Annotated in this window: 9 protein-coding genes and 1 other RNA gene; 1 reads left to right on the top strand and 9 read right to left on the bottom strand. The window is 71.2% G+C overall.

Annotated features, from left to right (window positions below; all coding sequences use genetic code 11):
* Positions 1–109: 109 nt before the first annotated feature.
* The 8 genes from ABZY91_RS02010 to ftsE all read right to left on the bottom strand — a co-directional run bounded on the left by ABZY91_RS02010 (position 110) and on the right by ftsE (position 9,260).
* Positions 110–391: an HU family DNA-binding protein gene (locus tag ABZY91_RS02010; RefSeq protein WP_030308200.1), complete on the bottom strand. Its 282-nt coding sequence runs from the start codon at positions 389–391 to the stop codon at positions 110–112.
* A gap of 507 nt (positions 392–898) precedes the next feature.
* Positions 899–2,371, bottom strand: coding sequence for an NAD-dependent malic enzyme (locus tag ABZY91_RS02005; protein ID WP_329883582.1), 1,473 nt, complete (start codon positions 2,369–2,371; stop codon positions 899–901).
* A 384-nt stretch (positions 2,372–2,755) separates the two neighbouring features.
* Positions 2,756–5,071 (bottom strand): UvrD-helicase domain-containing protein, encoded by a 2,316-nt coding sequence (locus tag ABZY91_RS02000; RefSeq protein ID WP_329952510.1) that lies wholly within the window; start codon positions 5,069–5,071, stop codon positions 2,756–2,758.
* A gap of 153 nt (positions 5,072–5,224) precedes the next feature.
* Positions 5,225–5,606, bottom strand: a transfer-messenger RNA (tmRNA) gene (ssrA, locus tag ABZY91_RS01995).
* A 105-nt stretch (positions 5,607–5,711) separates the two neighbouring features.
* The gene (gene smpB, locus ABZY91_RS01990; RefSeq protein WP_329883580.1) at positions 5,712–6,188 is read right to left on the bottom strand and encodes an SsrA-binding protein SmpB; all 477 of its coding nucleotides are present in this window, start codon (positions 6,186–6,188) and stop codon (positions 5,712–5,714) included.
* Positions 6,189–6,254: 66 nt separating this feature from the next.
* Positions 6,255–7,403 (bottom strand): S41 family peptidase, encoded by a 1,149-nt coding sequence (locus ABZY91_RS01985; protein WP_355399116.1) that lies wholly within the window; start codon positions 7,401–7,403, stop codon positions 6,255–6,257.
* A gap of 179 nt (positions 7,404–7,582) precedes the next feature.
* Entirely contained in the window at positions 7,583–8,494 is a 912-nt protein-coding gene (gene ftsX / locus ABZY91_RS01980; RefSeq protein ID WP_329883578.1) for a permease-like cell division protein FtsX, read from the bottom strand.
* A 76-nt stretch (positions 8,495–8,570) separates the two neighbouring features.
* A complete protein-coding gene (ftsE, locus tag ABZY91_RS01975; RefSeq protein ID WP_329883577.1) occupies positions 8,571–9,260 on the bottom strand; it encodes a cell division ATP-binding protein FtsE in 690 nt (229 codons plus the stop codon).
* Between the two features lie 351 nt (positions 9,261–9,611).
* Between ftsE and ABZY91_RS01970 the strand changes: the two genes are divergently transcribed.
* Positions 9,612–9,806 (top strand): hypothetical protein, encoded by a 195-nt coding sequence (locus tag ABZY91_RS01970; protein WP_329883576.1) that lies wholly within the window; start codon positions 9,612–9,614, stop codon positions 9,804–9,806.
* 99 nt (positions 9,807–9,905) lie between these two features.
* On the opposite strand, the gene prfB is transcribed toward ABZY91_RS01970, so the two are convergent.
* Positions 9,906–11,021: a peptide chain release factor 2 gene (gene prfB, locus ABZY91_RS01965; protein WP_329883744.1), complete on the bottom strand. Its 1,116-nt coding sequence runs from the start codon at positions 11,019–11,021 to the stop codon at positions 9,906–9,908.
* Positions 11,022–11,156 lie beyond the last annotated feature (135 nt).

The following is an 11,156-nucleotide window of genomic DNA, read 5'->3' as shown; positions in this document are numbered from 1 at the left end:
GCTGGTGGGCGCCGGACGGGCCCGGGGGCCCCCGCCCGGCGGCGCCCGACGGCGAGAGGCCGGGCCCCCCTCACGGGGAGCCCGGCCTCTCGGGCGTTCAAGGGGTGGTTCAGGCGCCCTTGGCGGCTTCCTTCAGCTTGGAACCGGCGCTGACCTTGGCGCTGTAACCCTCGGGGATCTGGATCGGCTCGCCGGTCTGCGGGTTGCGGGCGGTGCGGGCGGCGCGGTGGGTGCGCTCGAAGGTCAGGAAACCGGGGATGGTGACCTTCTCGTCGCCCTTGGCGACGACCTCGCCGACGATCTCGGCGAAGGCGGCCAGAACGGCGTCGGCGTCCTTGCGGGTCACCTCGGCGCGCTCGGACAGCGCGGCCACCAGCTCACTGCGGTTCATGTGTACTCCTGTGGTCTGTTCGCTTGCGGTGTGCGGGGGCCCATCGGTGCTCCCACCGGGGGGCACCCGGATGGGCCGCAGGTCCGCACACTGTGCTCATGCAGGCAATGCGTGGTCGCGGGCCGGGTCCGCACCCAGTGCCGCGCGCCGTGCCCTCGAAGGCCCGCCTGCCTGCCCGGATACGAATCCTGCCCCGACCGGCCCCGAGAAAGCCAATCGGGCCCCGGCGTCACGACCCGAACAGCGCCCGCCCGCCGGAGGTGTGACGCTCCGTCGGCTCCGGCGGACCGGGCGCGGGCGGCGGTCGGGACGACGCGCCGGAAGACCAGGGGGACGTTCCGTACTTGTCGGACACGCCTGCCCCGTGCAGGGCTACCGTACGCCCTAGGTCCGACAAGCCCAAACACGCCCCTCGCCCTTGTGTCGCAAGGGTTCGGGGCGGGATTGGGCGGGTAAGGTCGCTATTCGGTCATTTGACCGATGCGCGACACGGGTCGAGCGGCCCGGTCAGAGCTTGACGGAGGGGAAGGACGCGGTGTCGAGCGTCCCCACGATGCCCGGGGTCGGCCGCCACGGGGCGGGCGCCTCCGAGGCCGCGGCCAGGGCGGCGTCCCGGACGGCGGAGGCCACGGTCTTGGCGACGTCCTTGTGGAACACGCTCGGGATGATGTAGTTCGGGTTCCGCTCGTCGTCGCCGACGGTGGCGGCCAGCGCCCGGGCGGCGGCGATCATCATCTCGGTGTTGACCGTGCGGCTCTGGGCGTCCAGCAGGCCCCGGAAGACACCCGGGAAGACCAGCACGTTGTTGATCTGGTTCGGGAAGTCGCTGCGGCCGGTGGCGACCACCGCGGCGGTCTGGCGGGCCACCGCCGGGTCGACCTCCGGGTCCGGGTTGGCCAGCGCGAAGACGATCGCGTCCTCGGCCATGGTGGCCAGGTCGTCGCCGTCCAGCACGTTCGGGGCCGAGACGCCGATGAAGACGTCGGCGTCCGCCACGGCCTCCTTGAGGCTGCCGGTGCGGCCCGAGCGGTTGGTGTGCTCGGCGATCCAGCGCAGGCTCTCGTTGAGGTCGTCGCGGCCCTCGTGGACCACGCCCCTCACGTCGGCCACCGTGGCGTGCTCGACGCCGGCGGCCAGCAGCAGCTTGAGGATCGCGGTACCGGCGGCGCCGGCGCCCGACATCACCACCCGGATGTCGGCGATCTCCTTGCCGACCACCTTGAGCGCGTTGGTGAGGGCCGCCAGCACCACGATCGCGGTGCCGTGCTGGTCGTCGTGGAAGACCGGGATGTCCAGGGCCTCGCGCAGCCGGGCCTCGATCTCGAAGCAGCGCGGCGCCGAGATGTCCTCCAGGTTGATGCCGGCGAAGCCCGGGGCGATCGCCTTGACGACGGCCACGATCTCGTCGGTGTCCTGGGTGTCCAGGCAGATCGGCCAGGCGTCGATGCCGGCGAACCGCTTGAACAGGGCGGCCTTGCCCTCCATCACCGGCAGGGCGGCGGCCGGACCGATGTTGCCCAGGCCCAGCACGGCCGAGCCGTCGGTGACCACGGCGACGCTGTTGCGCTTGATCGTGAGGCGGCGCGCGTCCTCGGGGTTCTCGGCGATCGCCAGGCAGACCCGGGCGACCCCCGGGGTGTAGATCATCGAGAGGTCGTCACGGTTGCGGATCGGCAGCTTCGAGGACATCTCGATCTTGCCGCCGAGGTGCATCAGGAAGGTCCGGTCCGACACCTTGCCGATCGCCACGCCGTCGATGGCCCGGAGCTTCTCGACGATCTCCTCGCCGTGCGCGACCGAGAAGGCGGCCACCGTCACGTCGATCCGCAGCGCCTCCAGGCCGGAGGCGGTCACGTCGAGACCCGTCACCGAACCGCCGGAGGACTCGACCGCCGTGGTGATCGCGCTGACGGCGTTGCCTCTGGCCGGAACCTCCAGCCGCACCGTGATCGAGTTCGAGACACTGGGCACCGTCGCCATCGACGTTCCTTCTTCCGTCCGTCCGTCTGCGAGTTCAACAAATTGTTGAGGGCTCTCGCCTGCGCATGCTAGACCTCGATCGTCGCACCTACCAGGGCGTAGTCAGAAATAACGTTCATTGAGTGTGCGGACCCGACAACTTCTTGCCTCAGCGGCCCGATGCGTTACATTGGACGGGACACCGGCTCGATCCAAGCCCCCGGGCCCAACCTTCGTCCCTTCGAGGGACCACTTGCCGCGAGGCGAGCATGGCGGGTCGGTGTCGTAGCTCCTGAAGGCCCCTCACCCGGCGGGTGAGGGGCCTTCGGTGTCGACGGGGGCCGTCGGCGCGCCCGGGGACGCACCCGTCGGGCGGGCCCCGGCGAGGGCCCGCCCGACGGCCCGTCAGTCGCGCAGCAGCGCGGGCACGCCGGCCGCGTCCGGCAGGTCGTCCGGACCGGACAGCACCGTCAGCCGCTGGGTGGCCCGGGTCAGCGCCACGTAGAGCACCCGCAGCCCCGCCTCCGACTCCCCGGCGATGCCGGTCGGGTCGGCGACCACGGTCGCGTCGTACTCCAGGCCCTTGGCCTCCAGGCTGCCCAGCGCCACCACGCGCTCGCCCAGCCCCGCGGTCCAGCCGGCCGCCTCGGCCCGCCGGTCCATCGGCACCACGACGGCCACCGTGCCGTCCACCTCGCCCAGCAGCCGCTCCAGCTCGGCCCGGCACGCCGCGCCGAACGCCTCCGGCGCCGGGTCGGTCACCGCCGTGAACCGCGGCTCGACACCCACGTGCCGCACCGCGCTCGGTGACGGCGTGCCGGGCGCCGCCAGGGCCAGGACCTTGGCCGCCACCTCCGCGATCTCGGCCGGGTTCCGGTAGTTCACGGTCAGCGTGTAGCGGCGGCGCGGCTTGCCGGACAGGACGTCGTCCAGCGCGGCCTGGGCCTCCTGCGGGAACGGCCAGGAGGACTGCGCCGGGTCACCGACGATGGTCCACGTGGCCGTCCGGGCCCGGCGGCCGATCATCCGCCACTGCATCGGGGTGAGGTCCTGCGCCTCGTCGACGATGATGTGCGCGTACTCGGTGCGCTCCAGCGGCATGCGGTCGCGCTGCCTCGACGAACGGTCGGCGAAGGTGGTGACCTCCTCCAGCCCGGTCAGCAGGTCCACCGCGTCGACCTCGCGCACCTTCGGCCGGGCCGCCTCGCCGAGCAGCACCTGCAGCTCGTCCACCAGCGCCACGTCGTGCGCGGAGAGCGCGCCCTCGCCCTGCTCGGACAGGTGCCGCCAGGACTCGGCCAGCACCCTCGCCTCCTCGGGGGTGACGGCGCGGCGGGCGATCCGGTTGGTGTGCCGGGTCCGCTTCAGCGTGCCGAGCACCCGGCGCGGGGTGACCACGGGCCACCAGGCGTCCAGGAAGTTCAGGAACGGCGGCTCGTCCGAGACGTAGTCGTCGAAGGACTCCTTCTCCTCCTGACGCTGCTCGCGGGCGTAGTGGTCGGTGGGTCTGGGCAGGTGGCGGGTGACCTCCTGCCAGAGCGCGTCCAGCAGCAGCCGGCGGGCCCGCGGGCGGAGCAGGTTCAGCGGAGTGCCGCCCGAGCCGATGACGTTGCCGCGCACCGCCTTGAGCCGGCCGGCGTCCAGCCGCAGCACCTCGCCGCGCGCGACCACCTTCAGCTCCTGCGGCGCGCCCAGCTCCAGCACGCCCCGGGCGGCCCGGCGCAGCAGGTGCGTCATCCGGGCCGAGCCCTTGATCCGGGCCGCCTCCGGGGTGTCGTAGGTGCCCGCCTCGATGCCGTCCACCAGCGAACCGACCGCGCGGACGGCGACCTGGCCCTCCTCGCCCAGCGAGGGCAGCACGCCCTCGGTGTAGGAGACCAGCAGCGGGGTCGGCGAGACCACCAGGATGCCCCCGGCGTAGCGGCGGCGGTCCTGGTAGAGCAGGAAGGCGGCGCGGTGCAGGGCCACGGCGGTCTTGCCGGTACCGGGCCCGCCGGTGACGAGCGTGGCCCCGGCCGCGGGGGCGCGGATCACCTCGTCCTGCTCCTTCTGGATGGAGGAGACGATGTCGCGCATCGAGTGGCTGCGGGCGCGGCCCAGGGAGGCCATCAGCGCGCCGTCGCCGACCACCGCCAGTTCCTCGCCGCCCAGCGTGGGCGTGAGGTCGGGGCGGAGCAGGTCGTCCTCGACGCCGATCACCTTGCGGCCCTTGGAGCGGATCACCCGGCGGCGGATCACCCGACCGGGCTCCAGCGGGGTCGACCGGTAGAACGGCGCCGCGGCCGGGGCCCGCCAGTCGATCACCAGCGGCCCGTACTCGGCGTCCAGCACTCCGAGCCGGCCGATGTGCAGGGTCTCGGCGACGGCCGGGTCGGCCGGGTCGAGCGGGGTGTTGGAGGGGATGCCGTGCTCCTCCGGGGCATCCGGCTGTTGGAGGTCGATCCGACCGAAGAGGAAGTCCTCGAACTCGTTGTTGAGCCGCTGGAGGTGCGCGCCGGCCCGGTACACCTGGGCGTCCCGCTCGGCGAGCGCGCCGGGGGTGCCGACGTGCACGCGCTTGGCGGCGTCCTCCAGGATGTACTCGGCCTCGGCGAGTTTCTCCTCCAGGCGGTGGTAGACGGTGTCGAGGTGGCGCTGCTCCCCGGCGATCTCTCGCGCGCGGACCGTCTCGTGGTCGATGGCGGCGCTGCCCGTGTTGCTGGTGTCCGTGTTGCTCTGCATGGCCTCGGTGGTTGCGGCGGGAGTCCGACTCTGGGAAACGAGCGGACGGAAGATCCTACGCCGCGACCGCGGTGGCGCGCCGCATCGGGAGCGAAAAACATGCAGGCCGCCCACCGCTGAGCGGTGGGCGGCCTGCACACTGTGAACATGGGGTGGTGGAGATGCCGGGAATCGAACCCGGGTCCAGTGGAGTGGATTCAGGACTTCTCCGAGCGCAGTCCGCTGTGATTTTCTCGGCCCTGGCAGTCACGCGGACAAGCCGCCAACAGGCCCAGCTACTGTTTGATTTCCCATCCACCCCCGCAGCCCGGGCGGACGGTTGAGTTCCCTAGATTATGCCAGGGTCCGGGTCGGGAACTCCCCGGTCTGACACCCAAGCGCTATCGGAGCTTATTAGGCAGCGAGAGCGAACTGCTGGGAATCGCTCTTAGAGTTGGCGATTATTTGTTTGCGACACGTGGTTAACGAGATCATTGCCGCGTTCCTCGGCTCGCTTCTCCTGTTTCGACTTCCCCTGTCGAAACCGATCATCCCCATGTTTTTTTGAGAAACAACAGGACGTTGACCGTCCGTGGTGCTGCCGCCATACTACGCGAGGCGACGGGCGAGGGTCCAGCCGATTAACGCCGAGCCGTCCGTGTCAGCTCTGACGCCGGCGGGCCGCCGCCACCGCGCGGGCCGTCTCGCGGGTGTCCTGCTTCTCCCTCAGGGTCTGCCGCTTGTCGTAGAGCTTCTTGCCGATCGCGAGCGCCAGTTCGAGCTTCACCCGGCCGTCCTTGAAGTACAGCGAGAGCGGGACGAGGGTGTGGCCCGCGTCCCGGACCTTCGCCTCGATCTTCTGGATCTCCATCCTGTGCAGGAGCAGCTTGCGCTTGCGCCGTGCCGCGTGGTTGGTCCACGTCCCCTGGGTGTACTCGGGGATGAAGACGTTGTCGATCCACGCCTCGTGGTTCTGGATGTACGCGTAGCCGTCGACCAGGTTGGCCCGACCCTCGCGCAGTGACTTCACCTCGGTGCCGGTGAGCACGAGACCGCACTCGTAGGTGTCGAGGATGGTGTACTCGTGTCGCGCCTTCTTGTTCTGCGCGATCAGCTTCTGTCCGGTTTCCTTTGCCATAGCGTGGGCCATTCTCGCACTTCGGGGCCGGTCGGGGCAGCCCCTTTTGGGCGCGCGCGCCGGGGTTCAGGCGCGGGTGCCCAGGCCGGCGAGCACCCGCAGGGCGAGTCCGGCGGTGTCCTCGGCGTCGGCCGCGGGCACGTCCGGGGCCAGGCCGGTGCCCTCCGGGGAGCGGCCGGCCGGGGTGAAGTAGCGGCCGACGGTCAGTTCCAGCACCGCGCCGTCGGCGAGCCGGCTGGGCTGCTGCACGGTGCCCTTGCCGAACGTCCTGCTCCCGACCACCACGGCCCGGCCGCGGTCCTGGAGCGCTCCGGTGAGCAGTTCGGCGGCGCTCATCGTGCCGCCGTCCACCAGGACGACGAGCGGTGTGCGCTGGTCCCCGCCGGGCGGGGCGGTCAGCTCGCGCGTCCCCCCGCGGTCCTGGTAGGAGCCGACCGGGCCGCCGTCCAGGAAGACCCCGGCGGTGCCGGCGGCCTCCTCGACCAGCCCGCCGGAGTTGCCGCGCAGGTCGAGCACCACCCCGGCTCGCGCGTCACGCACGGCGGCCCGGACCTGCTCGGCCACCCCGCTGGTGAAGGCCCGGACGGTGACCCGGACGACGCCGCCCGCCAGGCGTTCGGCGGCCACCTGCTGACTGTCCAGCAGGGCCCGGCGCAGGCGCACCTCGCGGACCTCGCCCTCCCCCCGCTGCACCGCCAGGACCACCTCGGAGCCGACCTGCCGCTCGCCGTCCTCGCGTCCGCGCAACCGGGCGACCACCTCGGTGACGGGCAGGTGGTCGGCCTGGTCGGCGCCGATCCGCAGCAGCCGGTCGCCGACCGCGATCCCGGCGGCGGCGGCGGGCCCGGCGGGCTGCACCCGGGAGACGGCGGTGGCGCCGTCCTGGCCGCGGCCGACCGAGAGGCCGACCCCGACGTAGCGGCCGCCCAGGCCCTGGCTGAACTCGGCGTACTCCTGCGCGCTGTAGTAGGCGCCCCAGCGGTCGCCGACCGCACCGATGAGGTGCTCGGCCTGCTGTTCGGACAGGTCGGCGCCGGCCGGGTCCTGGCCCGCCCCGAGGGTCGCGGCGGCGACCCGGGCGGTGTCCGCCGACGGCGGCCGGCCCGGCGTGCCCGGCTCCCCCCAGGCGCCGGTGGCGGCGCCGGCCAGCAGCACCACACCGAACACCAGGCTGAGGGTGGCCACCTGACGGGCCCCGCGCGGAGTTACTGGCATGGAATCGGAGTGTAGGCGCAGCGCGGAGCACACCGGGCCGGAACGGTCGGCGGCGGAACGGCGGCGGCCCCGGACGGCGCAGTGCCGTCCGGGGCCGCCGGGGCCCTCTGAGCCGTCGGGCCCGGCGCGGTGCCGGGGCCGACGGGTGGCCCGGCGCGGTGCCGGGCCTTGAGGCGGTGCTAGACCTTGAGGTACTTCCGCAGGGTGAAGAAGGCCGCGATGCCGGCCATCGCCATGCCGACCACCACCAGCAGCGGTATCACCGCCAGCACCGAGCCGAGCCCGATGAAGTTGATGAACTGGACCCGCTCGGCCAGCCAGCTGTGGACGAAGAAGTGGCCGCAGAGCAGCAGGCCGGAGGCCATCACCGCACCGAGCAGCGCGGAGAACGCGGCCTCCGCGATGAACGGCATCTGCACGTAGAAGTTCGAGGCACCGACCAGGCGCATGATGCCGGTCTCACGCCGCCTGCTGTACGCCGACACCCGGACGGTGTTGACGATCAGCAGCAGGGCGACGAAGAGCATCAGCACCATGATCACGAACGCCGCCGTCTGCAGACCGTTCAGCAGACCGAAGAGGTTCTCCAGGATCTTCCGCTGGTCCTCGACCGACTTCACGCCGGGCTTGCCGGCGAAGGCGCTCTGGATGACGTCGTACTTGGTCGGGTCCTTGAGCTTCACCCGCCAGGACTGCGGGATGGCCTCCGGGCCGAGGACGGAGATGAGCGGGTTGTCCGGGTTCATCTCCTTCCAGTGCTTGTACGCCTCGGCGGAGTTCTCGAAGGTCGAGGACTGGACCACCGAGTCCATCTTGTCCAGCTGGGTCTTGATCTCGGCGATCTGCTGGTCGGTGGCCGCGCCCGCCTGGCACTGCGGCGAGTTGCGGGCGTCCGACTTGGTGCAGAAGTAGATGCTGACCTCGACCTTGTCGTACCAGTACCCCTTCATGGAGTTCACCTGGTCCCGGACCAGGAGCGAGGCACCGGCGAGGGCGAGGGAGAGCGCGACACTGACGACCACCGCGATGGTCATCGTCAGGTTGCGGCGGAGACCCACACCGATCTCCGACAGGACGAACTGGGCGCGCATGCGTTCAACAACTCCAGGGTCGGTACTGCTGGTCGGGCGAGGCGGGCGGGCTGCCCACGGGCTCAGCGCTGAGGGATCAGTGCTGGTATCCGTAGACGCCGCGGGCCTGGTCGCGGACCAGCAGCCCCTTGTCGAGCTCGATGACGCGCTTGCGCATCTGGTCGACGATGGCCTGGTCGTGGGTGGCCATCAGCACGGTGGTGCCGGTGCGGTTGATCCGGTCGAGCAGCTTCATGATGCCGATCGAGTTCTGCGGGTCGAGGTTGCCGGTGGGCTCGTCCGCGATCAGCAGCATCGGGCGGTTCACGAACGCCCGGGCGATCGCCACGCGCTGCTGCTCACCACCGGACAGCTCGCCCGGCATGCGGTCCTCCTTGCCGCCGAGGCCGACCAGGTCGAGCACCTCGGGCACCACCTTGTTGATGGCGCTCTTCGGCTTGCCGATCACTTCGAGGGCGAAGGCCACGTTCTGCGAGACCGTCTTGTTCGGCAGCAGGCGGAAGTCCTGGAAGACGGTGCCCAGCTGGCGGCGCATGTGCGGCACCTTCCAGTTGGAGAGCTTGCCCAGGTCCTTGCCGAGCACGTGCACCTCGCCCGTGCTGGGGCGCTCCTCGCGCAGGCAGAGGCGCAGGAAGGTGGACTTGCCCGAGCCGGACGAGCCGACCAGGAAGACGAACTCACCCTTCTCGATCTCCAGCGAGACGTTGTCCAGGGCGGGACGATTCTGCTTGGGATAGGTCTTGGAGACGTTGTCGAATCTGATCACGGCTGCATCACGGAGGCCATCCTAGGCGGCGCCAGTCCTCGGTCGGTCCACCCCTCGGCTTGCCCGGCCCAGGGGCGGGCGAGGGGAGCGAAAGGGCCGCTCCCGGCTTGGGACCATACGCGAAGCGACACCGCGCTCGCAGGCTCAGGCCTCGACGGAACCGGAAACCCGGGGGAGAATGACCGGCTTTGCCCCGAATATTGGGAGCCATCTCACAGCCCGGGGGCCGGAATGCGGAGAACCTGGCAGAGTGGAGGTGGCGGTCGGGGTTGACCGATCCCCCGCACAGGGCACATGAAGGAACCAAGGCCCGGTCCGGTGCGTTGGCTGTAGCAGCGAGGAGGAGATCGCATGACCTGCGACCATCTGGTGTGCGCCAACTGCAACGGCCGAGTGAGCGAGGGCCGCTGCCCCACGTGCCGTGCCACCCGGGCCAGGCTGCAGGAGCAGCAGAACCCGTTCGCCGCGCTCTCCCCCGCGATGCTGCTGGCCGTCCTGGCCGGACTGCTCGCGGTGGCGCTGCTCGCGCGGCAGGCGCTGGCCTGACCGGGACGCACCACATCGGAGAGGCCCCGACCGCTTGCCGGTCGGGGCCTCTCCGTCTCACTGGTCCGCGGTTCCGCTGTTGCGCGGGGAACCGCCGTCCTACTGCTGCGCGGCGGTCTCGCGCTGCTTGCGCCAGCGGATGCCGGCCTCGATGAAGCCGTCGATGTCGCCGTCCAGCACGCCCTGCGGGTTGCCGACCTCGTACTCGGTCCGGACGTCCTTGACCATCTGGTACGGGTGCAGCACGTAGGAGCGCATCTGGTTGCCCCAGGAGCTGCCGCTGTCCTTGAGGGCGTCCATCGCCGCCCGCTCCTCCTGGCGGCGCCGCTCCAGCAGCTTCGCCTGGAGGACGTTCATCGCGGACGCCTTGTTCTGGATCTGCGAGCGCTCGTTCTGGCAGGAGACCACCACGCCGGTCGGGAGGTGCGTGATGCGCACCGCCGAGTCGGTGGTGTTGACGCCCTGACCGCCCGGGCCGGACGCGCGGTACACGTCGATGCGCAGCTCGCCCTCGTCGATGTCGACGTGGTCGGACTGCTCGACGACCGGGAGCACCTCGACACCGGCGAACGAGGTCTGCCGGCGGCCCTGGTTGTCGAAGGGCGAGATGCGGACCAGGCGGTGGGTGCCCTGCTCGACCGAGAGGGTGCCGTAGGCGTACGGGGCCTTGACGGTGAAGGTGGCGGACTTGATGCCGGCCTCCTCCGCGTACGAGGTGTCGTAGACCTCGGTCGGGTACCCGTGGCGCTCGGCCCAGCGCAGGTACATGCGCATGAGCTGCTCGGCGAAGTCGGCGGCGTCCACGCCACCGGCCTCGGCACGGATGTTGATCAGCGCCTCACGGGCGTCGTACTCGCCGGAGAGGAGGGTGCGGACCTCCAGCTCCTCGACCGCCTTGCCGACGGCCGCCAGCTCGGTCTCGGCCTCGACGCGGGTGTCCGCGTCGTTCTCGGCCTCGGCCAGTTCGAACAGGACGCCCAGGTCGTCGATGCGGCTGCGCAGGCCCTCGACCCTGCGCAGTTCACCCTGGAGGAAGGAGAGCCTGCTGGTCACCTTCTGCGCGTTCGCGAGGTCGTCCCACAGGTTGGGGGCCGCTGCCTCCTCCTCCAGGACCGCGATGTCGGCCCGGATCTTGTCCAGGTCGAGGACGGCCTCGATCGACCCCATGGTCGTTTCGAGGTTCTTGAGCTCTTCGGAAGGATCGACGGCTGCCACGCCCCCAGGGTAATGGTTCCCGGGAGGCACCGGACGACCCCGGGGGGCGTCCGGGCCCGCGAGCGCGCCGCCCGGCCCGCCCCGACGGGCCTGCGGGACGTCCCCCGGGGCCGTCCGGCTCTGCCCCGCGGGGCA

Origin of the sequence: Kitasatospora sp. NPDC002965 (assembly GCF_040611255.1) — a bacterium.
Classification (GTDB): Bacteria; Actinomycetota; Actinomycetes; order Streptomycetales; family Streptomycetaceae; genus Kitasatospora.
This window is presented reverse-complemented; position numbering and strand designations above follow the sequence as displayed.

What these genes read in the sequence shown, in the direction of transcription:
- ABZY91_RS02010 (WP_030308200.1), bottom strand. Translation starts at nt 391, where the DNA reads ATGAACCGCAGTGAGCTGGTGGCCGCGCTGTCCGAGCGCGCCGAGGTG.
- ABZY91_RS02005 (WP_329883582.1), bottom strand. Translation starts at nt 2,371, where the DNA reads ATGGCGACGGTGCCCAGTGTCTCGAACTCGATCACGGTGCGGCTGGAG.
- ABZY91_RS02000 (WP_329952510.1), bottom strand. Translation starts at nt 5,071, where the DNA reads ATGCAGAGCAACACGGACACCAGCAACACGGGCAGCGCCGCCATCGAC.
- smpB (WP_329883580.1), bottom strand. Translation starts at nt 6,188, where the DNA reads ATGGCAAAGGAAACCGGACAGAAGCTGATCGCGCAGAACAAGAAGGCG.
- ABZY91_RS01985 (WP_355399116.1), bottom strand. Translation starts at nt 7,403, where the DNA reads ATGCCAGTAACTCCGCGCGGGGCCCGTCAGGTGGCCACCCTCAGCCTG.
- ftsX (WP_329883578.1), bottom strand. Translation starts at nt 8,494, where the DNA reads ATGCGCGCCCAGTTCGTCCTGTCGGAGATCGGTGTGGGTCTCCGCCGC.
- ABZY91_RS01970 (WP_329883576.1), top strand. Translation starts at nt 9,612, where the DNA reads ATGACCTGCGACCATCTGGTGTGCGCCAACTGCAACGGCCGAGTGAGC.